Below are 21,559 nucleotides of genomic sequence, written 5' to 3' on the forward strand. Positions count from 1 at the left end.
GACGCTTATAGCAGCCGGGCGCCCGCCCGCCCACTATGGCAACGCATGCCCGCGCAGCCATTCCAGCGACTGTTCCAGATGCCGGGCCGCATCGGCCAATTCGTCCTCCAGCACATACCATTCGACCCCGGCCCGCCTTGCCGCGGCCAGCAGGGCCGGCCAGTCCACCCGGCCCTGCCCCACCGGGGCGAAGTCGCCCGGCGGCGCCTGACCGGTGAAATCCCCCACCGCCGCCTGCGGCACCATGTCCTTCAGGTGCAGCATTTTCACCCGCGATCCCAGCCGATCCAGCAGGGCCACGGGATCGGCCCCGGCCTTCACCACCCAGAACACGTCCAGTTCGATATCGACGCAATCGGGGTCCAGCCCGGCCAGCAGACGGTCCAGCAGGATGCCGTCACCATCGGGCACGAATTCGTACCCGTGGATATGGTACATGACACCCAGACCCGCCGCCTTCAGCACGGGGCATGCGGCCTTGTAGGCGGCGATGGCGGCATCCACGTCGGCGCGGCTGATCGCCTGGCCGGGGCTTGCATCCGGCGGCTTGATCCAGGCCACGCCGACATAGCGGTAGCCGACCGCACGCGCCGTCTCCACGATCTTTTCCGGATTGTCGCGCAGGTCGCCCAGCCAGACATGGCTGCCCACGGCCGTCAGGCCGGCCTTGTCCAGGGCTGCCCGGAAATCGGAGGGCGACATGCCGAGCGTGCCATAGGCTTCCACCTGCGTCACGCCCATGGCCCGCAGCCGGTCCAGGGCCGTGGCCGGGTCACGCAGCAGCGCCGCATGCAAGCTGTAAAGCTGGACCGCGATACGATCTGCTGGCACGGCAGCGTCTGCCGTCCAAGCCGCCGGTACGGCGGCCCCGGCCATCCAGGCCCCCAGCCCCGCGCCCAGCAGGCGCTTCAACATCCCCGCCATCGTCCCCCCCCGCTTTTCTGATAACGCTGTCAGACCGGTTATCGGCCGAACAGCGGCCCTTGCCAAGGGGGAACCGCCGACAAGCCCGGCGCGATGCGGTTCAGCGCTGTTCGCGCACGGTCAGCAGCAGGCCCAGCCCCAGCAGGAAAAGCAAGATGACGGTGGCCATGCCGGCCCGCTGGGTCTCCATCAGGCTGACCGCCGCGGCATAGGCCAACGGCCCGATGATACCGACGGCGCGTCCCGTCAGGGCATAGAGCCCGAAGAACTCCGTCTCCAGCCCCTTCGGGGCCAGCCGGGCCATCATCGACCGGGCGGCCGCCTGGGCCGGTCCGAAGAAGATGCCCAGCCCCATGCCCAACAGCAGCAGCCATTGCTGATCGGGCGTGAAATCCAGCGGCAGCGGCAGCGCCAGGACCGGGGCCCAGCCCCACCAGCCCGTGCCCACCAGGATCATGGCCAGCCCCGTGGCGATCAGGCCCAGCAGGCTGATGATCAGGGTCGGCTTGGCGCCCATCCGGTCGTCGGCCCAGGCGAAACCGATGGCCCCCAGCCCGGCCGCCACGTTCAACAGGATGGCGAACAGGATCAGTTGCTGCTCGACCATGCCGAACACGATACCGGCATAGATGCCGCCAAACGCCGTGATGGTATTGATCCCGTCGCGCCACAGGGCGCTGGCGATCAGATAGCGCAGCGTGTTGCCATGGGCCGGCAGTTGCCGCAGCGTGCGGCCCAGGGTGGAAAGCCCTTCCCGCACGGCGTCCATGGCACGCCGACCGGCCACGCGCGGCCGGTCGGGCACCAGCAGGAACAGCGGCAGGGCGAAAACCGCGTACCAGACGGCGACCAGTACGGAAGTGGCCCGCACCGGGGCCGATTCCGCACTGTCGATCCACCCGAACAGCGGCGGATCGGCCTGGAGCAGCAGCACCAGGCACAGGATCAGGCAGACCAGCCCCCCCAGATACCCCACGCCCCAGCCCCAGCCCGATACCCGGCCCAGGTGGCTTTTGGGCGCGATGACGGGAAGCTGGGCATTGTAGAAGACATTGGCCAGTTCGAAGGCCGTGCTGGCGATGCCCACCAGCAGAAGGGCGGGCAACGCATAGGCCGGGTCGGGCCGGATGAACCAGAGCAGGGCCGATCCCAGCACGGCCAGGGCCGTGAAGCCGCCCAGCCATGGCTTGATGGGCCCGCCGCGGTCCGCGATGGCACCCAGCACGGGCGACAGCAGCGCGATGGCCAGGCCCGACAGGCCCAGCATCACGGCCCAGTCGGCCGATCCCGACTGAGCGTCGGCCGCCACGCCCTTGGTGAAATAGACGGAGAAGACGAAGGTGCCGATGACGGTGTTGAAGGCCGACATGGCCCAGTCATAAAGGCACCAGCCGGCGATGGCCGGACGCGGCAGCCGGCCCGTTTCCATGTCAGGCCACGGTATAGCGGGCGCGGGCGCCGCGTTCCAGGGCCGCAGCCGTCAACCGGTCGACATCCAGCCCATGGCGCAGCAGTTCCAGCAGGCGCAGTTCCTCCTGGGTGGCGGTGCGGTCCACGGCCACGACCTCGCAGGCCAGCATATAGGCGGTCTCGCGCAGGCTCTTGGGCAGGGACCGCTTGATCATGCCGATGGCCGTGTCGAGGCCGGACGGATCGCTGAGGATTTCCGTGCATTCCCGTATCAGCGTGGCCAGCTGGTCGATGTGGAAATCTGCGAAGACGGGCAGGCTGCGGATGCTATCCCCGATCATGTGCAACTCGGCATCCGTCATGTCGCCGTCCGATGCCGAGGTCAGCACCATGGTGTAGATCAGGGCGCGGTGATGGTCGATCATCCTGGGGTCCTGCTTCGGCTGGAATATCGCGGGTGCGGGCAGTAGGGCGCAAAGCAGCCCCGACCGTCAAGCCCACGGGCGGCTTAGGCCGTGGGTCGGACCCGGCACCAGGCGGCCTACGGCAACCGGCAGCCTTCCCGCACCCCCCCCTCACCGCATGGACAGGGGCAGGGGCAGCGGCAGGCCGGCCGTCTCCGTCCACACGATGCGCGACGGCGGCAGGGACAGGGTGACGGTCGTGCCCTCGCCGAACACGCTCTCGATGGTCAGGCGCCCGCCATGCAACTCCGTCAGCCCCTTGGACAGGGTCAGGCCCAGGCCCGTGCCCGGCGTGGACCGGGCGTAGACATTGTCGACCTGATGAAAGGGGACGAAGACCTTCGGCAGGTCCTCCGGCTTGATGCCGATACCGGTATCGCTGACGGTGATGGCAACGCCGCGCGCCGGATCGACGCTGGCCACCAGCCTCACCGTGCCGCCGGGGGAGGTGAACTTGATGGCGTTGGACATCAGGTTCAGCACGATCTGCTTGAACTTCACATCATCGACCAGGATGGGGGGCATGCCGTCCGCCACCTCGATCAGCAGATTGAGGCGGCGTTCCATGGCGCGGGCCCGCACGATGCGCTCGCAGCCGCGCACCAGCTCATCCACACCGCAGATGCGCTCGCGCAGTTCCACCCGCCCGGCCTCCATCTTCGACACATCCAGGATGTCGTTGATCAGGGTGAGCAGGTGACGGCCCGAGGCGATGATGTCGCCGGCATAGGCGACGCTGGAACTGTTCTGGGCCTGCTTCTCGCTGGACTTCAGCTCGCTCTCCAGCACCTCGGCGAAACCGATGATGGCGTTCAGCGGCGTGCGAAGCTCATGGCTCATATTGGCCAGGAATTCCGTCTTGGTGCGGCTGCCCAGTTCAGCCTGCGCCTTGGCATGCTCAAGCTGTTCGGCGGCGCGGCGGCTGGTGATGGCCAGGGCAGCAAGCTGCACCGCGCGGCGGGCCCGCTCCATCTCCCAATCCTGTGGCGTGCGCACCGTGTCGCCATAGATGGCGAAGGCGCCCAGCGGCTCCCCGTCACCCGACAGAATGGGCAACGACCAGCATGATCGCAGCCCCGCCGCCAGCGGCAGGTGCTTGAACCGGGTCCAGCGGGGATCGCTTGCGATATCGGCGGTGACGACCGGTGCGCGGCGATAGACGGCCGCCCCGCAGGCACCGACATCCGGACCGATGGCCACCCCTTCATAGGCGCGGCCCATCTCGGCCGGAAGGTTGGGGGCCGCGCCGACCGACATGTGGAGGCCATCCTCTGCCAGCAGCAGGATGGAACAGCGGGCATTGTCCAACTGCTCCTCCATGCCGCGGCACAGGGCCGCCAGCACATCGCCCAGCGACGCGCCCGCCGCCGCCATCTCCAGAATTCCGCGTTCCACCATCAGCAGCCGTTCCATGCGGCCGCGTTCCCAATTCTCCGTCTGCAACTGCCGGGCATTTTCCTTGAACACCCGGACGGCGGCCGCCATGGCGGCGATCTCCGCCCCCACGCCCTTGAAATCGGGCAGTTGCACGGAATGATCACCGCCGGCCAGTGCCCGCATCGCTTCCGTCATCTGCCGGATGGGCCGCAGGACGCGCTCCCGGAACATCCAGGCAGCGAAGGCCAGCGCCACCATGGCGATCAGCAATTCCGCCATGTCGGTCCAAAGCCGGCGCCGGGCGGTGGCGCGGATATCCTCCGTCGCGGCACCTGCGGCGTTGACGGCCTCCACCACCAGGTCACTGGCCGCATTCAACATGCCCGTGCCGCTGCGCAGCAGCTCGGGCATGCGGCCGCGTGCCTCCCCCCGTGCCGCCGCCTCCAGCACCACGGCGCGCAGGGGCAGGTACCGCTGATGAAAGGCCGTTTCCATCTGGCTCAGCGCCGCCTGGGCGGGCTCGGGCAGGTGCGCAGGCTCCGCCGCCTGACGCACCAGCCGCCAGGCCATCTCCATCTCGGCCAGGGAGGTGGCCTCCCTCAGGGCGCTGCCCTCTGGCCGCCGGCCCATGATGGCCATGTAGAGCAGGCCCATATCCTGCCCCACCTCGCTGCGCAGGCGGATGGCGTCGCGGGTCAGCATTTCGGCGGCGCCCGCCGCACCGCCAAAGGACAGGGCGGGACGGTTGATCTCCCGCAGCAGAGTCAGCAGCGCCGCCCCATAGGACTGCGAGGCCTCCTGCCAGTCGGCGATGATGACGGCGGCATCGGCGCGGCTGGTTCCCACCCCGTCCAGCGTGCGGCCATCCTGCAGGCGCGACATCAGCGCATCCAGGGGCTGGCGCAACTCCTGCACACGGGCCAGGGCCACCCGCAGGGAGGCGACATCCTCCTCCAGCGCGCTTTCCACCGGCATACGGGCAAGGTGGGCCAGGGCCGCGCCGGCGCTGCGCTCCCCCTCCTCGCGATGGCGGTTGATCTGGGGCCGCAGGGCGGCTTCCGGGGCGCCGGGCATGCTGGCGGCCTCCAGCACCAGGCTGGTCATCCCGGCCTCGATCCCGTGGTCGCGGGCCGCCACCAGCAGATCGCGGCTGACCTGCTTCAGGTCGGCGATCTCCGTTGCGACCTGGTATTCACGCCACCCGGCCTGGATATCGAGGGACTTGCCAATGACATGCACACTGGCCAGCAGGGCAAGCCCCCCCATCAAGACTTTGCGCATCCGGTCCCCCGCCATCCCGGTGTCGCCACCGGTTAGGCATTGCGTTGGAGCAATAGTCTACGTGCGCCATCTCCCCGCCGCAATCATCGCGATGCATGCCTATCCGGAAGGAACCAGGGCCGGACGGCTGGCGCGGAACATCAATCTCCGCCGGCCCCACCGGTGACGCGGATGATGATATCGACGCGCGACAGGCTGGTGCCCGGCGGCAGGCCCGGCAGACCCGTCAGCCGCAGATGTTCGGCCGCGATGTCCAGCAGCCGGCGGCTGTTCTCATGGAAGATATGGTGGTGGTCGGCGGTATTGGTATCGAACCATGTGCTGCCGGCCTCCACCACAACCTCGCGCAGAAGGCCCGCATCGCGGAACTGGTTCAGCGTGTTGTACACGGTGGCCAGCGACACTTTCATATCGGCCGCCAGCGCCTCGGCATGCAACTGTTCGGCGGTGACATGCCGATGCCCGCCGCCCTGGAACAGCAGCGTGGCCAGATCGACCCGCTGGCGCGTCGGGCGCAGGCAGGCGCGGCTCAACCGGTCCGCGATCGCGCGGCAATCCCGTGCATCCTCGGCACAGCCGGGGGCACAGTCGGGCAGGCAGGGATCGTCGGGGAAGGGATGAACGCTGTCAGGCATCGTGCCGGGAACCGTTGAAAAGGCGGGTCCCGGTCATGTGGGGCAGGCAGAGGCGATTTGACAAGGGGTAAGTGTGACGAAGGTCACACCGGCCGGCCATGCCGACAATTCATGCCGGGGCCGGACAAGGCGTCAGGAATAACCGTAGGGGCCGGGGCCGGAAGGGCCGCTGCCGCCATCCCCCCCGTCATCGTCGTCATCGTCGTCATCGTCGTCATCGTCGTCGCCATCCAGGTCGAAATCATCGTCGGCCAGGGCGATCTCCATGGCGGAAAGGGCTGCCTGGGTATCCAGATCGTCGTCTTCCAGCAGGTCCGACAGGCTGAACCCGTCGGCCAGCGGGTCCTCCTCATCCTCCAGCTCCGTGCAATCGGCGATGCCGACGACGGCGCGGCGCACCTCCTGCTCCAGCATGGCCAGGCTGGCGCGCTCCAGCTCACCGCCACAGGAGGATAACGGCAGACCGAAGCTGAACAATGCCACCGTTGTGCAGCCATCCAGCGCAGCACCGCGCAGCCACATGAAGAAGCGGAGCTTCTCCCCGTCCTCCTCCCCGTCGGTGACGAACCGGGCCATCACTTCCCCGTCCGGCAGCCATTCCAGGGACCCTTCGCCCACGCGGCCCTCGGGGCCTTCCATGAACTGTTCGGCCGTCTGGCGCAGCACGGCATGGGCCCGCAATTCGGCATCCTCGCCCTGATGCTCGAAGCTGTGCATGGCCACGCGCAGGGTGCCGGCACCATCCTGTTCACGATGGAACACGGACAATTCGCCCTCCGTGCGCGTGCGCCAGTCCCAGGGCAGGCGGAAGCGCACATTGTCCCCATGCCAGACATTGCGCATTGTCACACGCTGCACGGGGCCCTGGACGGGGCCGGGATGGAAGCGGATACGGGTCGCCTCCTCCCCCAGCCGGTCGATCAGAACGGCCAGTTCCGGGTCGTCGGCGCGCATGCCGGGGATCAGAAGCTGCAAGGTCGCCACGCGCACCAGATCGGGCGGCTGGAAATCCGCCACCTTCCAGACGAATATCTGGCGATCGGGCGGCTGCGACACGGCATAGGCGATCCATTGCCGGTCCCCCCGCATCTGGGCATCGAACGGGTTCGGCGCGCCGCCGATGCCGTCCACCCCATCCTCGATCGATGGCAGGATGCCACGGGGCAGCACATTCTCGCGGTCCAGATACTGGATCGCCTCCTCGGCGCGCACGCCATAGGGGTTGCGATAGGTCGTGACGGAGATCAAAAGATCGACGGGATCGGCACCGGGCGACTGGAAAGCCAGCCCGCCATCATCGCGGGACAGCCGCTGCCAGCTTGCCGGGACACGCAGGCTGACGACGCCGCCGCGCAGGGCCACGGGGTTCCAGTCGTTCGTCAGCTCGCTATCGAAGGCTTCGTCTCTCATAATCATGAATCTAGGCGCGTTGCCGCGCAGAGTCCATGATTGGCGCGTGACACTGGCATGAAACGACGCTTCCAGGGCCCATATGCAGGGGAAAAAAGGTGAACAGAGTGACGGATGACGGCTTCCGGTTCCTGCCCGGCCATCTCGACCGGGCCGCGCAGGAAGCGCTGGTGGCAGTGGTGGCGCGAATTGCCGAAGAGGCGCCGTTCACCCGCTTCGTGATGCCGCGCACGGGCCGCCCCTTTTCAATCGACATGACCAATGCCGGGAGCCTGGGCTGGATCGCGGACCGGCAGAGCTACCGCTATTCGCCCGTGCAGCCTGCCAACGGCCGGCCATGGCCGGCCATCCCGGAACCGCTGTTGCGCCTGTGGCGGGACCTGTCGGGCTATGCCCATGATGCCGAATGCTGCCTGATCAACCATTATCGGGGCGAAGGAGCGCGGCTTTCCCTGCACCGGGACGAGGATGAGGAGGATTTCGACGCCCCCATCGTCAACATCTCGCTGGGCGATACCGGGATTTTCCGTCTGGGGGGCCCGGCCCGGCGCGACCCCACCCGTTCCTTCGCCGTGGAGAGCGGCACGGCCATGGTCTTCGCCGGGCCGTCACGCATGTTCTATCACGGCGTGGACAGGCTGCGCGTCGGGTCCAGCCGGCTGCTGCCGGAAGGCGGGCGCCTGAACCTGACCCTGCGCCGTGTGACACGGGGATAGCCGGGGCGGGTCGGAAAGGGGCGCACCCGGCAGCCGCTGCGTCAGGCGGGCGCCGTCTTGCGGGCCAGCCGCGGTTCGCCGAACAGGAAGCCCTGCCCGAAATCGATATAGAGATCCAGCAGTTCGATCACCTGGGCCTCGGTCTCCACCTTCTCCACGATCAGGTCGATGTTGCTGCGGTCCAGTTGCTGGCGCAGGTCGCGCACGGCCCGCGGGTCCGCGAAACGGCCATCGGGGTCCAGCAGCCGCGCGGCATCCAGCTTCACGAAACGGATATCGTGGCGGGCCAGTTCGGTCCAGTCCATGTCCAGGCTTTCCACCTGATCCATGGAAAACCGGAAGCCCAGCCGCCGCAACCCGTCCAGGAAACCCGTCGCGAACAGCCCCCCCTGCATCAGGTCCTGCTGCGAAAGCTCGAACACCAGCTTCGCCGCCAGATTGGGCATCTGGCCCATATAGGACACGAATTCATGCATGAAGGCGGCATCGTTCAGCGTCGCGGCGGAAAGGTTGCAGAAGAAGCCGACATTCTGGTGCCGCTTCTCCGTTTCCCGCAGCAACTGCATGCAGCGGAACAGCAGCAGATTGTCGATGGTGGCCATCAGCCCGGCTTCCGCGGCCAGCCCCAGATATTGCTCAGGCAGGAGATAGTGTGGCTGGCCCGCCGCATCCTTCCCGGCCCGGATGCGGGAAAACAGCTCGTAATACCGGTGCCGGCGCTGCGGCAGGCTGACCACGGGCTGCAGGAACACATCCACCTGATCGGTGCGCAGCGCCTCGCGCACCTGGTCCAGGATGGCCTGGGGATCGGGGCCGGGGGGTGACGGGACCGGGCGGGCCGTGAACAGCGGGCCGGCCGGTTCCACCACAGCGGGCGGGGTCGCGCGGGGTGAGGGGGCAGGCAGCCGGTCGGCCAGCCGTTCCAGCACCCGCGCCTCCGACAGCACGGCCGCCACCTCCGTCCGCTCCGGTGCCGGCGGGCGGGCTTCCACATCATGCAGCACAGCCAGTTCGGCACGCAGATCGGCCAGCGCCGTCTCCATGTCCCACAGGCGTTCTTCCAGCCGCGCCCGTTCGTCCCGCCGGGCCCAGAATTCATGCAGCAGCCCGCCGAAGACCAGGATCACCAGACCGAACAGCAGGCCGCCATGCCCGCCGAGCCCCGGCGCCGACAAGGGCAATGACAATGCCACGACAAGGGCCAGCGCCGTATAGACGGCGGCGAACACCAGATGGCGGACCCAATGCATGCGGCACCCCCTCTTATCGGCCACGCACACCGATGCGCCCCACCGATGCGTCATCGCCACGCATCATCGCGGCGCCGGTGATCCCTGTTCCGCGCGGTGTGCCGCCCCCACCGCGTCACCGACATGGGCGAACCCGTCCTCTGCCAGCCGGCGGACCAGATCGGCCTTGATCCGCGCCACCAGCGCCGGCCCCTGATAGACCAGGGCGGAATAAAGCTGCACCAGGCTGGCGCCGGCCCGGATCTTGGCATAGGCATCCGCCCCGGAAGCCACACCACCCACCCCGACCAGCGGCACCTTGCCGCCCAGCAGGCCGAAGAATTCGCCCAGCACGCGGGTCGAGGCCTCCATCAGCGGCCGTCCCGACAGACCGCCGGCCTCCGCAGCCAGCGCCGACGGGATGGCGGCTGGCCGGGCCAGCGTCGTGTTGGACACGACCAGCCCGTCGATGCCGCTGTCCAGCACGACGGCGGCGATGTCGGCCTTGTCCTCGTCCGTCAGGTCTGGCGCCACCTTCAGCAACAGCGGCGGCCGGGAACCCGTGCCGTCCCGCGCCTCCAGGCACTTGCCCAGCAGGTCGGCCAGCGCATCGCGCGATTGCAGCGTGCGCAGCCCCGGCGTGTTGGGAGAGGACACATTGACGACGAGATAGCCGGCCAGCGGGGCCACCCGGCGGATGCAGGCGGTATAATCGCTGGCGGCGTCCACCGTGTCCTTGTTCTTGCCGACATTGGCGCCGACGATGCCGGGCCGGCTGGCCCTGGCCGCCAGCCGCGCAGCATAGGCGTCCAGGCCCTGGTTGTTGAAACCGAACCGGTTGATCACCGCCTCCGCCGTCGGCACACGGAACAGGCGCGGACGGGGATTGCCATCCTGGGGCCGGGGGGTGACGGTGCCGCATTCCACGAAGCCGAAGCCCTGACGCAACATCGCGTCCGGCACCTCCGCATTCTTGTCGAACCCGGCGGCAAGCCCGATGGGATTGGGAAAATCCAGCCCGAACACGCGCGTGGCGAGACTGGGCGCCTCGCTACCGCCGGCACCGGGGACCAGCCCTGTCTTCAGCGCGGCAACCGTCAGATTGTGCGCCTGCTCGGCATCCATCGCCATCAGGAAGGGGCGGGCCAGGGGGTAAAGGTCGATCATGCGTTTCCTCCCGCCATGTCTTCTCCCACCATGTCTTCTCCCACCACATGGGCCGGCAAATGGTGCAACCCGTCGGGCCCCAGGGGCAGCGGATCGACGCGCAGCACGGCAGCCAGCGATAGCGGGCCGTAGAGATGGGGGAAAAGGGCACCGCCGCGCGACGGCTCCCACTTCAGTGCGTCGCCGCAGGCATCGCCATCAACGGTCAGCAGCAGCAGGCCGTCCTGGCCCCGCCTGTGTCTGGCGGCACTTTCCGGCAACTGGGCACCGGTGGAAAAATGGATGAAGCCGTCGGCCCTGTCCTGGGACGAGCCGTCATAGCGGCCAAGGGCCTGGGCGGCCTGCCATTCATCGGCGCGGCACATGTGGAAGATGGGGGCGGCCATGATGTCCGTTTGATGCGACGGGAAAGGGTTGGAACGACTGGCGCCACCCTAATCCGAAAGGGCCGCGACTGCCAATGGCCCTACGCATCGTGCAAGAGAATGCACGCCGGCCTTTACCAACATCAAACAGCATGTATTCGGCAAATAACGGCAAATCTATACGTCTGCACAGTGGCCGCCCCTTAAGAATCCTGTCTATAGTTAATCATCCACAGGGCGGGCCGGTGTTGCGACCATCGGCCCAACCAACCAGTACCAGGAGTATCCGTCATGAAGGACGTGGTCCGCATCTTCCCCGAGATCAATGAAACCATGCTGAGCGATCGCATGCGTTTCGCCTTGAATGAGGTGGAACAGATGGGAACCCGCGGCCTGACGGCGGTTCCCGTGAAGCCGACGCAGGAAATGCTGACCGCCGGCGCCCGCGCCGGCGGGATCAGCATCGAGATGGCCATGGCTGTTTATACAGCGATGCTCCGCGCCGCTGACTGATCAGGCTTTCCTGTCTGTCTTCATTATTTCTCTTCTTCTTCCCTTCTCCCTGTTCCGTAGCATACACCTTGCCGCCGTCCCCGGTACTTGCCAGGGACGGCGTTTTTTTATGTCCGGTAGAAATGAAAGCCCGCCAGCAGTGCGCGCGGTGCCAGCGCGGCAACGCCTGCGGGTACCGGATCGGCAATATCATGGAACCAGGTGGCCCCATCCACGGGATCTGCACCGCCGGCAAGCGCGCGGCGGGCCACCCGCAGGGCAGCGGCGAAGGCCGGGTCGGCACTGTCGGCCCGGCGCATCGCCTCATGGCGCGCATCGGCCGGGTCCCAGGCCGCGAACAAGGTGGGGTCGGACGCGATGCAGGCCAGCGTCCGCCCCGGAAAGAGGGTGCGGCGGTTCACCGCCATGGCGGCCAGCGCCTCCATGGCGCGGATGCCCCGTTCCCGCCCATGGGCCCAGATGGCGCGGGCCAGGGCATCGATGCCCGCATCGGGGCCGGGGCGGGCCCCAGCCCCTTCGGTCACGGCGAGCAGCACGGGCCGGCTCATCGCCCGCCCCCTTCGGCCAGCCGGCCATCCAGCTTGGTTTCGATGCGCAGCAGATGCGCCGTCAGCCGGTCTTCCAGCGCCGTGACGGCCGCGATGGAGGCATAGTTCTTGGCCACCTCCAGCTTGTAGGCGGCCAGGGCCTCGCGAAGCTGGATGGAGGTGGTCTCCAGCCCGCGCCGCAGCGGGTCGAGCGCCTGTTCATTCTCCTTGCGCGTCTGCTGCACCAGCCAGAACAGGCCGGCCAGGGCCGGCACCTCGATGGCCGTGATCCACCAGATGAGGTCCAGAGGGGGGGCGGAGGTCATGGTCGTGAAAACTCCTTGCGAGGTCGAAGCGGGTCGGGAATGCGCTATGCGGTGAAACTGCTTTCCACCTGCATCACGGCCATGCGCACGGCATCGGCCGGGTGCTGTGCCGGGCAGGTGGACAGGGCGCCGGCCAGGGCGTCCAGCCCGTCATCATGGCCCTTGCCGCCGGGCCGCCATTCGCGCATCTCGCGCAGCAGCGGCCCGGCAAACACGCTTTCATGGGCGAAAAGCCGGCTGTCATGCAGCGGCGCATCGATATGGCCCAGAATGCGGTCGGCCTTGGCCAGGGTGGAACGGACGGGCACCACCCGGGTTGCCACCTGCCGCGCCGCCAGCACGGCCCGCAGCGTTTCGGGCAGGAAGGCGCCGATGCCGTTCACCTCCAGATGGAGCACCGGCACCGCCATCTCCTTCAGCATGACGGCCAGTTCCTCGCACTGGGCGCGGCCGGCCTGCTGTTCCGCACCGGGCGGAACCTTCAGGTAAAGGGCGCGGTGGATGAAGAAATGCCCCTCCCCATCCTCCCCCAGCAGCACCGCGACGGAACCGTCGCCGGCCCGTCGCCGCTTGCGGTCGCGCAGGCCCACCGCCGGGTCCCACCAGACACGCAGGCTGCGCAGCCGGGTCTCCCCCAGGCGGTGGAAGGGCTGGCCCGTGCGCGGCATGGACAGGTCGTGGCGATAGGGCAGCAGCTTGTCGACGTCCAGCCGCCCGTCTTCCAGCGAGGCGGGCAACAGCATCATCTGGCTGGCGAACTTGTTGGCACCGGACCGGCGGCGGATGCGCTCGATGGCGGCGGCGGGGAACCGCTCGGGCCAGGCGCTGTCGCCCGCCGGCGTGTAGACGGGCTTCTCCAGCCGCTCGAACCCGTCCAGGAACGGCTCCTCCTCCCCTTCCTCCGCATGGGCCTTGCGGCTGTAGATGGAATGGAAGGCGTGCGGCGTGCCGATATAGAGAAGGGTGCCGCCGGGCGACAGGACATAGGCGATTTCCGCCAGGCGCTGGCGCAGTTCCTGACGCTTGTCGGCCGTGGCGCTGGTGTTGGGCACCTCCACATCGTCACAGACGACGATATCGGCATGGCTGCCCGTGATGTTGGCCGCAATGCCCTTGGCCAGCATGGACGGGTCGCGGATCACCTTGTCACGCGCGATGGTGAATTCCTCCGCCCCCCACAGGTCGGGCTTCTGCGGCTTCATGCCCTGACAGTCGGGATGGCGTTCGATGATGCGCTTGACGGTGCGCACCATCTTCTTGGCCAGCCGCGTTTCCGCCGCCAGCACCAGGGTACGGCGGTTGGGGTCCAGATACAGAAGCCAGGCGCAGAACAGGCCGACCAGGGTGGATTTGCCGCTGTCACGGAAGGCCAGCAGCAGCAATTCCCGCGCCCCCGCCCGCCAGCGCCCCTCCAGCCAGGCGGCCATGTCGGTGTGCAGGGCGGGGGTCTGCATGCCCTGTTCGCCATTCCAGCATTCCAGGAAGGCGTGAAAGCTTTTCTTGTCGCCGTCATCCATCAGGTGCGCCCGACAATGTGCCAGGCGCTGCCGTTGGACAGCAGGCAAAGCCCGTCATGCTGGCCGGCCAGGACCTGCGGACCGCCATCGGGGCCGGCCGTGCCGTCGCCACTGGTGACCGTGACGGGATTGGCGGACGGGTCCGTCTTTTTCACGCCCAGCCGGATGCCGGCATTGGCCGCATCCGGGGCGGGCAGGCGCAGTTCCACCGGCCCCGCGAAGGCGGAGACGAGGTAATGCTCGGCGCCCAGATCGGGCTGGAACAGGCCGGCCGCCTCGTGGAAATGGATGGTGGCCGGCGGCCGGCTGGCCCCCGTAACCCACCAGCCCGCCCCGTTGGAGAGGACGGTCACCTGCTCATGCGGCTTGCCCAGGCGCCAGACGCGCCCGTCCGGCCCCGTGCCGGCCGCCGCCGTCACCGTCACGGCGCCGTCGGACGGGTCGGATTTCTTGATGGTGATGCGGCGGCCCACGGCCTGCACGGCCGACGGGGCGGGCAGGCGTACCTCCACGGCTCCGGCCGCACCGGACACGAGATACAGATCCTTCATCAGGTCAGGTTCGAACAGGCCGGCCATGTCGCGGAAGGCGGCGTTGGCCGGTGCGCCGGTGCGCGCCGTGACCCACCAGCCGGCGCCGTTGGACACGACCGACACATGGTCGTAGCGGCTGGCCAGCAGCACGGGCCGGCCATCCGGCCCCGCCCCGCCCAGTTCGCTGACCGTGACGGGGTTGTCACTGCTGTCCGTCTTCTTGATATGCAGGATGCGGCCATTGGCCGTGTCCGCCTTGGGAAGCCGGAATTCCACGGCCCCGCCGAAGGCGGAAACCAGATGCGTGGTGAAGCCCAGATCGGCCGCCACCAGCCCGCCCGTGTCGGGTTCGACATAGGTGGTCTCCACACTGAGCCCTTCCACCCGCAGGTCGGTGACATGCGTCTCCTTCAGCAGGTTGCGCAGCGGATAGCCGGCATTGACGGCTGTATAGGCCCGTGCCTGGGCCGTATCCCAGATGGGCTGACCGCCCGTGGCGCTGAACAGGTTGACGATGCTGGTGTTCTGCGATCCGTTGTCGATGCGGATGCCGGGCACCGCACCCAGGCTCTCGGCATAGAAATTGACGATCAGGTTCTGGTCGGTGGCCGACCCCAGCCGCAGGCAGGCCTGCGCGCCGGGATGCAGGTTCGCCTCGCAATCGGTGAAGCTGTTGTTGAAGCGCCCGGCGGAAATGAAGAAGCCGCAGCCGCCGATGGGCGCGGCCAGGCTGTAGACGCGGACATCCTGGAACTTGTTGGCATTGGGCGTGTCCCCGTCGCCCTCCACCGTGAACAGCACGCCATGCGCCTGCGGGCGCGCCACCAGCACGCGGGCCACATGGTTCCAGTAGCAGGGCCGGTTCGTGTCGTGATAGCCGTCCAGGACGATGCCGTTGACGGTGTCCCAGATGGACAGGTTCTCCACGACGTTCTTCACGGCCGGCCCGTCGCGCCCATAAAGCTTCACGCCCGTGGCCCCGCCGACGATGCGCAGGTCGCGCAGCGTGGCATAGCCGTCCACCAGTTCCACGGCGTTGAAGGGGCTGGGATATGTGGGCAGGTTCACAGGATCATAGGCCTCTGCCCGCGCCTGGATGACGCTGCCCTCCCCCTCGCCATAGAGCGTGTGGCCATAGCCCAGGGTGATGGGGGCGCTGGTGCGGTAGGTGCCGGCCGGCAGGAAGACCGACCGATGCGCGGCAAGGGCTGCAAGGATGGCGTTGGTATCGTCGGCGATCCCGTCACCCACGGCCCCGAAATCCCGGGCCGACACCTGGTCGCGCAGCTTGTCCGCCACGGCGCGGGTGACAGCGCCGGCCCCCAGGGCAGCAACCGTCGCGGTGGCCGGCAGGCTTTCCAGCGGCAGCGCCACGGGATTGCCGCCCGCATCGAAACCCAGCGCGGTGCCGGCCCGCACGGCACGGTCGGGCAGCAGGCTGGCCGAAGGCAGATCGGTCGCCGCCGCCTTCAGCATGCGGGCCTGATCGGCCGCCAGTTGCTGCACCATGGCGGTCAGGCGGTTGAGCTGTTCGTTCAGGCTGCGGGCGGCCAGCGGTCCGCTTTCCAGGAAATCGGCCTGCCGGTCCAGCACCATGCGCCGTTCGATGGTGACGATGGTCCCGGCCGGCGGCGGGGTATCCAGTTGCACGGCACCGCCCGCCGGATCGCCCAGCCCTTCCAGCATGAAGCCGGACCCATGCGGGGCGGCATCCAGGAAAAGCGACAGGTCGCCGGAACCATAGACGGGAAAGGGAAAGGCGAAGCGGGTGGCGGCCCCGTCGGCGACATATTGCGCACGCGGGCTCGCCGCCGGAAGGGGGGCGGTGGACATGGAATGTCTCCGGATCTCGTGTCGGGGGAAATCATGGCGGCCGGCACCGGCCGGAGGGCGGGCGGCGTCAGAAACCCCGCGCCAGCTTTCCAGCCGCTGGCGTTCCTGCTGGCGCGTCAGGTCCAGCAGGTTGCGGCGGTCCAGCACCTCCTCTTCCTCGGCAAGGGCAGCCAGGCGCAGGGCGTCCAGGCGGTCGGCGTCGCGGTCCTCCGCCGCCGCGGCGCGCTCCCGGCCCAGGATGATGGCCTCGCCCGATCCATCGGCCGTGCTGATGCCCTGGGCGCCCAGCGCGGCACGGGTGCGACCGGTTTCCTGGCGCAGGGCCCGGCTGCGGCGGCGTCCGTCAGCCCCGGCCTCGACCTGGATGCGGTCGGCGGCCAGCGCGTTGCGGCGGGAAAGCGCCTCCACCTCCGCCGCCTGGCGGGCCGTCAGGTCGGCCGTCTCGGCCTCCTGCCCGGCCAGCAGTTGCGCGCGCTCCCGCCGCCTGCGGCCGGATTTGCCGATGCCCAGCAGGTCGCCCGTCCGCTCAACGGTCCGGCCGACGCTGTTGACGGTGCCCAGCGTGGCCAGGACCGGCGTCGTGATCCCACCCATCAGTCATTCACCTTCATTTCATGGGTTACGGACAGAAGCGTGAAGGGCAGCGGCCGCGCCTCGGCGATGCGCCAGGGCGGGCCGCTGCGGCTGGCGGACCAGCCCAGCGTGGTCAGCCGCCTGTCGCCCGTGAAGGCCGGGGCGGGGCCCGCCGCCAGCGCGGGGCCGGCGGCGCGCCGGAGCGGCACCTCCACCGGCCCCTGCCCCAGGTCGGCGCGCAGCGCGGGCGTGTCCTTCAGCCGGAAGGTCACCGCCAGCAGGCGCGCACGCCGTCCCTGTCCGTCCGCCGCCAGCAGGTTGGGCGGCATGGGTTCGATGATATGCGTGAAGGCCAGCCCAGCCTGCACCGCGGCCGCCGCCTGCGGCAGGCGGATACGGCCGGCTGCGACGGGGGCGACCGGCGTCACGGCCCCGTCGGCCAGCACGGCCAGCGTGCCGTCCGCCTGCACGGCCAGCAGCAGGCGGCGGAACCGGTCGAACTCCATATCGACCGTGCCGGGCAGGATGGGCCGGGTGGTCAGCGTCAGGTCGGCCGCGGAATAGGATTGCTCCAGGTCGGTCCACAGGAAATCGCGGATCGATCCGTCGGCGGCCGCGAACAGGGTGCCGCCATCGATTTCCTGCGGCGGGATGTTGCGGTTCGCCACGCTGCCGATCCGTGTCTGCCGGTCCAGCCGGATGGCGGACGGGGTCAGGGGCTGGCCCGTCACGGCCCATTCGCCGCCCGTCGTGAAAACCTGCAGGTGCCGGCCGGAATGGACGGCGCGGATCGGGTTCACCTCATCGGACAGGATGGCGAACTCGATGGCGCTGTCATCCTCCCCCTCGCCCAGGTCGAAATTGAACAGGTCGCCCGATTTCGACAGCCACAGCCGGTTGGGCAGGTCGCGCGATCCGCCGATCACCAGCCTGTCCTGGTGGAAGGCCACGGAAATGGGCCAGCCGCGCTGCGGGCTGAACGCCGCCTCGTCCCAGTCGCGCGTCGGGTCGGTGTGGGGCAGCGTGTCGGCAAGATCGATCTCCGCTTCCCGCTCCGACCGGACGGCGGCGATGCGCCCCGGCATCCGGTGGATGCGCAGGGGCGCCCCCTCGTGGTCGGGCGTGAAGACGGGCGCCGATGCGCGCAGCCGCACCCGGCCCGTCGTGCCCGACGGGGTCAGGGTGATGGCCGCGTCGGCAAAGCGGAAGAAGGGGATGCGGGGCCGCCCCTCCTCCTCCGCGAAGCTCCAGGGTTCCAGGGTCCATTGACCCGGACCGCGCCGGCTGATGCGGCGCGGCGGCACGTCCGGATGGCAGACCAGCAGCACGTCGCCGCTCTGTGCCCAGTTCAGGCCGGGCAATTGCGCCAGGGTCCATTGACCCGGACCGCGCCGGCTGATGCGGCGCGGCGGCACGTCCGGATGGCAGACCAGCAGCACGTCGCCGCTCTGTGCCCAGTTCAGGCCGGGCAATTGCGCCAGGGTCCAGGGTGCCGGCAGCGTGGCCTGCAGGCTGTCATCACCGAAGACGGACAGAAGCCTGTCGGTCAGCACCAGCAGATGCGTCTGCTCGGTATTGAAGGTGAAGGCGATCAGGCGGCCGGGCCCCGGCGCGCGGGCGATGAAGCCCGTGCCGGGCCGGCGACGCACCCCGCCCGTGGGTTCGATCAGCACATTGGTCAGGGCCAGGGCGCCATTCTCGAACGCAGCCAGATCGCCGCGGCCCAGCAGGTCGGGGCTCACACAGCCCCCGGTGAAACTGGTCTTGATGCTTTTCAGCCGCGTCATGACAGGCGGGCCTCGATCAGGGTGAAATCCTCGAAGCCCGGCTGGCTGTCCTGGGACGTGTCGGCCAGCCGGGCGCGGCGGAACTCCGCTTCGGCATGCTTCAGCAGGCTGTCGGCGCGGGAACTGTTCTCGGTCAGCGGAATGCAGAATTCCGCTGCGAGCCGGGCGATCAGCACACCGTCGAAGAAGGCGGGAAACCGCCCCTCCCCCACACGGCCGACATAGGTCAGGGTGACCAACGGCGCATCGGCCAGCAGCGCCCCTTCCTGGATGCGGTAGGAAAGGCCCCGTCCCCGCCCGCCGGTTCCCAGCGAAAGCGCGCGCAGAAAATCATCCGGCAGGGCGAAGGCGTGGGCGAAATCGGCAACAGGCATGCCGGCCAGCCGGGCCAGCGCGGCCTGCCGCGTGGCAAAGCTCCAGCCATGGGCGGCCAGCAGGGCGTCGCGGGTGGGCGCATAAAGGGCGGCGGCCAGTTCCGCTTCGGCCGTGCCGTCCTGGAAGGAGGTAATCGGGTTCGCCCCGACCTTCAAAAGCGCGCGGGCGCACAGCCCGACCGCGGAATAGGCCATGATATGGGCTCCTCGGGGGATACTGCCGTTTCCCGGTGAGTTGTATTCACCGGGAAACGGGATTAAGGAGGCGAAGCCCCCTCCCCCGTCATCCCGAACGCTGCCGGAACGGGGGGGCGGGGGAAGGCTGCCGGTCAATCGGTATCCGTCGCCCCGACCTGCGTCAGATCGGCGGTATCGACCGTGCCGCCGGCATTGGCATTGACCAGCAGGATGCCGGACACGGGCGTGCCGCCCACCCCGGTATTGGCCAGGATCATGTCGCCCAGGCGCAACATGTGGCTGACCGCGTTGAAATAGCCGGCCAGCCGCACGGCGGTATGGGCGTCGGGCGTGCTGTAATGCCAGAGCGTGAAGCCGTTGGCATAGGCCAGGACCGACAGGTCCTGCGGAACAAAGGACATGCTTGAACTCCTTCGGATGGAAGGGAGGGGCCGCGGTCCTGGAGCGCAGGTGATGCCGCGCCCCGGACCGCGCGCATCACTCCTTGCAGCGCAGCGTGACGACGCCGGTGGCGTCGATCAGGCAGGCACCCTGGGACATCATGTTGTTCACGAAATGTGCCGCGCGGTCGCCGTGCCAGGTGATGTCGCTGGACACGTCGGCGCCGCTGGCATGGCCCACGGCCGTCTTGTGGTACCAGTGGCACAGGCGGACATTGCCGGCCGCCAGCGTCAGACCCGAATGCGGCATCCACAGCGTGCCAAGCCAGCGCTTGGCCTGCGTGCCGCGCCAGGGCAGTTCCCCCTCGCCGACATAATCGGCATTGGCGAACTCCTCGATGCCCAGCAACTGGCTCCATTGCTTCCAGCCCACCACGGCATGGCGCTGGCCGTCGTCGGGCACGTCGGCGGCCCCCATCATCTCGAACGCCGCCAGCACCTTGTCCCTGGTCAGGCCGTCCCCGTCGCTGCCGGCAAAGCTGGCACCGGCATCCAGGCTGGCGATGATCAATTCATCGGTCTTGCGGCCCAGCGCATAGGCGCCCGCATTGGCGATGACAGTCCGCTCGTCGATATTGGTCTTCAGTTCGTCCAGCTTGTCGACCCAGTCGCCGGCATAATAATCGACCAGGCCGCATTCCACGGTGCCGTGGTCCAGGTTCATGACCGGAACGCTGCCATGGCGCGACTTGGTGCCGGCGACACCCTTGCCGACCTTCTGGAAGACCGTGGTCGCGCCCTTCACATTGTTCTTCGACCGCACCGTGGCCCGAAGCTTGGAGCCCAGGCGCTGATAGGCCTCATGCACTTCACGTTCATATTGCTTCACGAACGATTTCTCGATGTCGGTGGACATCCTGCGACCTCATTCCTATGTTGAATGCAGCCGTCGCGGTTGCCGGGCGGGGGCCGGCCGCATGTCGGGCAGCGATGGGGGAAGGTCCGGACAGACAGGTGAATGTCGAGTACTGGCCCGCAGATACGCGGGTTGCCAGCAGTGACAGGGTGTCCGGACCGTGAAAATCGGGGTGATGCCAACCCCCTGTCACCAAATGGCCTGCAGCCATGGATCGGGCGTTGGTAGGTTTTTATAGGATTATTATCCGATATCTGTCAAGCAAAAAACGATCACCCTGCCGCCGGCCTGTTGCTAGGTTATAGGCGGACAACAACCCCTGATAGGAAAATACATGCTCGACCTCTATGAACCGCGGCTGTTCGTGCCGACCTACCGCGCGGTGACGGTCGGGCGCTGGCGGGTGAAGATGGCCGATCTTCTGCTGTGCAAAGGGTACTGGAGCGAGGCGCGCCTGTGCCGGAACATGGCGGGTCTGTTGCGGCGGAACGAAGGCGGCCTGGAACAAACCTGGATGTCCACCACGCCGATGGAGATCGAAAGCCAGGAACTCGGCTGTCTGCATGCACACGGCCATGTCGTGATCATGGGCATGGGCATGGGCTGGTGTACGGCGGCGACGGCCATGAACCCGGCGGTGACAACCGTCACCACCGTCGAGCTGGACCCGGCCGTCCTGGAGCTCATCGCCGAGCTGGGCGTGCTGGACCAGCTTCCACCCGATGCGCGGGCCAAGATCCGCACTGTCAATGCCAACGCCCATGATTATGTGCCGGACCGGCCCGTCGATCTGCTGATGCCCGACATCTGGCAGCCCCTGATGAATGACGGCAGGGTGGAGGAGGTGCAGGCCATGACAGCCAACTGCAAGGCGCCGCTCGTCTATTTCTGGGGCCAGGAACTGGAGATCGCGCGCCATGCCCGCCTGTGGGGCTACCCCCTGGACCGGGATGGCGTGCGGGCCACGGTGGCAAGGTTCGGCCTGCCCCTGTTGCTGCCCGATGATGTGGATTATCCCGACCTGATCGCGCGGGCGGCCAATCAATGGATGGGCAATGACTGGTTCCCCCCGGCCTGAATGGCGGCCAGCAACCGGATCGCCGC

General features: G+C 68.2%; 20 protein-coding genes. 3 read left to right on the forward strand and 17 right to left on the reverse strand.

All coding sequences use genetic code 11. The features are described 5' to 3' along the window. Positions 1 to 33 precede the first annotated feature (33 nt). The 6 genes from ABC728_RS13515 to ABC728_RS13540 all read right to left on the reverse strand — a co-directional run bounded on the left by ABC728_RS13515 (position 34) and on the right by ABC728_RS13540 (position 7,501). Complete coding sequence (locus ABC728_RS13515) at positions 34 to 924, reverse strand: sugar phosphate isomerase/epimerase family protein (RefSeq protein ID WP_445376569.1); 891 nt, start codon at positions 922 to 924, stop codon at positions 34 to 36. Between the two features lie 100 nt (positions 925 to 1,024). Further along, positions 1,025 to 2,353 (reverse strand): MFS transporter, encoded by a 1,329-nt coding sequence (locus ABC728_RS13520; RefSeq protein ID WP_416618864.1) that lies wholly within the window; start codon positions 2,351 to 2,353, stop codon positions 1,025 to 1,027. Between the two features lies 1 nt (position 2,354). Beyond that, positions 2,355 to 2,759 (reverse strand): tellurite resistance TerB family protein, encoded by a 405-nt coding sequence (locus ABC728_RS13525; protein WP_416618865.1) that lies wholly within the window; start codon positions 2,757 to 2,759, stop codon positions 2,355 to 2,357. Positions 2,760 to 2,909: 150 nt separating this feature from the next. Beyond that, positions 2,910 to 5,456, reverse strand: coding sequence for an ATP-binding protein (locus tag ABC728_RS13530; RefSeq protein WP_445376570.1), 2,547 nt, complete (start codon positions 5,454 to 5,456; stop codon positions 2,910 to 2,912). Positions 5,457 to 5,596: 140 nt separating this feature from the next. Further along, positions 5,597 to 6,091 (reverse strand): iron response transcriptional regulator IrrA, encoded by a 495-nt coding sequence (gene irrA, locus ABC728_RS13535; protein ID WP_416618867.1) that lies wholly within the window; start codon positions 6,089 to 6,091, stop codon positions 5,597 to 5,599. 132 nt (positions 6,092 to 6,223) lie between these two features. After that, positions 6,224 to 7,501 (reverse strand): hypothetical protein, encoded by a 1,278-nt coding sequence (locus tag ABC728_RS13540; RefSeq protein WP_416618868.1) that lies wholly within the window; start codon positions 7,499 to 7,501, stop codon positions 6,224 to 6,226. Between the two features lie 98 nt (positions 7,502 to 7,599). Between ABC728_RS13540 and ABC728_RS13545 the strand changes: the two genes are divergently transcribed. Continuing rightward, the gene (locus tag ABC728_RS13545; RefSeq protein ID WP_416618869.1) at positions 7,600 to 8,217 is read left to right on the forward strand and encodes an alpha-ketoglutarate-dependent dioxygenase AlkB family protein; all 618 of its coding nucleotides are present in this window, start codon (positions 7,600 to 7,602) and stop codon (positions 8,215 to 8,217) included. A gap of 41 nt (positions 8,218 to 8,258) precedes the next feature. Here the strand turns inward: ABC728_RS13545 and ABC728_RS13550 are convergent, their stop codons facing one another. The 3 genes from ABC728_RS13550 to ABC728_RS13560 all read right to left on the reverse strand — a co-directional run bounded on the left by ABC728_RS13550 (position 8,259) and on the right by ABC728_RS13560 (position 10,999). Continuing rightward, a complete protein-coding gene (locus ABC728_RS13550; RefSeq protein ID WP_416618870.1) occupies positions 8,259 to 9,467 on the reverse strand; it encodes an EAL domain-containing protein in 1,209 nt (402 codons plus the stop codon). 63 nt (positions 9,468 to 9,530) lie between these two features. Continuing rightward, positions 9,531 to 10,613: a quinone-dependent dihydroorotate dehydrogenase gene (locus ABC728_RS13555; protein WP_416618871.1), complete on the reverse strand. Its 1,083-nt coding sequence runs from the start codon at positions 10,611 to 10,613 to the stop codon at positions 9,531 to 9,533. Beyond that, entirely contained in the window at positions 10,610 to 10,999 is a 390-nt protein-coding gene (locus tag ABC728_RS13560) for a DUF952 domain-containing protein (protein WP_416618872.1), read from the reverse strand. The genes ABC728_RS13555 and ABC728_RS13560 overlap by 4 nt, the downstream gene beginning before the upstream one ends. A 270-nt stretch (positions 11,000 to 11,269) precedes the next feature. Between ABC728_RS13560 and ABC728_RS13565 the strand changes: the two genes are divergently transcribed. Further along, entirely contained in the window at positions 11,270 to 11,491 is a 222-nt protein-coding gene (locus ABC728_RS13565) for a hypothetical protein (protein ID WP_416618873.1), read from the forward strand. A gap of 107 nt (positions 11,492 to 11,598) precedes the next feature. Here the strand turns inward: ABC728_RS13565 and ABC728_RS13570 are convergent, their stop codons facing one another. From ABC728_RS13570 to ABC728_RS13605, 8 genes are all read right to left on the reverse strand, one after another. After that, a complete protein-coding gene (locus tag ABC728_RS13570; RefSeq protein WP_416618874.1) occupies positions 11,599 to 12,039 on the reverse strand; it encodes a cell wall hydrolase in 441 nt (146 codons plus the stop codon). After that, entirely contained in the window at positions 12,036 to 12,344 is a 309-nt protein-coding gene (locus ABC728_RS13575; protein ID WP_416618875.1) for a hypothetical protein, read from the reverse strand. The genes ABC728_RS13570 and ABC728_RS13575 overlap by 4 nt, the downstream gene beginning before the upstream one ends. 44 nt (positions 12,345 to 12,388) lie before the next feature. Next, a complete protein-coding gene (gene terL, locus ABC728_RS13580; RefSeq protein ID WP_416618876.1) occupies positions 12,389 to 13,861 on the reverse strand; it encodes a phage terminase large subunit in 1,473 nt (490 codons plus the stop codon). Next, positions 13,861 to 16,821 (reverse strand): glycosyl hydrolase family 28-related protein, encoded by a 2,961-nt coding sequence (locus tag ABC728_RS13585; protein WP_416618877.1) that lies wholly within the window; start codon positions 16,819 to 16,821, stop codon positions 13,861 to 13,863. The genes terL and ABC728_RS13585 overlap by 1 nt, the downstream gene beginning before the upstream one ends. Further along, positions 16,821 to 18,587: a hypothetical protein gene (locus ABC728_RS13590; protein WP_416618878.1), complete on the reverse strand. Its 1,767-nt coding sequence runs from the start codon at positions 18,585 to 18,587 to the stop codon at positions 16,821 to 16,823. The genes ABC728_RS13585 and ABC728_RS13590 overlap by 1 nt, the downstream gene beginning before the upstream one ends. Continuing rightward, positions 18,584 to 19,156, reverse strand: coding sequence for a hypothetical protein (locus ABC728_RS13595; RefSeq protein ID WP_416618879.1), 573 nt, complete (start codon positions 19,154 to 19,156; stop codon positions 18,584 to 18,586). Before ABC728_RS13595 ends, ABC728_RS13590 begins: the two co-directional genes overlap by 4 nt. Before the next feature lie 134 nt (positions 19,157 to 19,290). Further along, on the reverse strand, positions 19,291 to 19,560 hold the full coding sequence (locus ABC728_RS13600; protein WP_416618880.1) for a hypothetical protein: 270 nt from the start codon (positions 19,558 to 19,560) through the stop codon (positions 19,291 to 19,293). Between the two features lie 76 nt (positions 19,561 to 19,636). Continuing rightward, positions 19,637 to 20,455: a phage capsid protein gene (locus tag ABC728_RS13605; protein ID WP_416618881.1), complete on the reverse strand. Its 819-nt coding sequence runs from the start codon at positions 20,453 to 20,455 to the stop codon at positions 19,637 to 19,639. 334 nt (positions 20,456 to 20,789) lie between these two features. Here ABC728_RS13605 and ABC728_RS13610 point away from each other — a divergent pair, with 334 nt between their 5' ends. Then, on the forward strand, positions 20,790 to 21,533 hold the full coding sequence (locus tag ABC728_RS13610; RefSeq protein WP_416618882.1) for a hypothetical protein: 744 nt from the start codon (positions 20,790 to 20,792) through the stop codon (positions 21,531 to 21,533). Positions 21,534 to 21,559: the final 26 nt, after the last annotated feature.

The organism is Niveispirillum fermenti, from assembly GCF_052474395.1.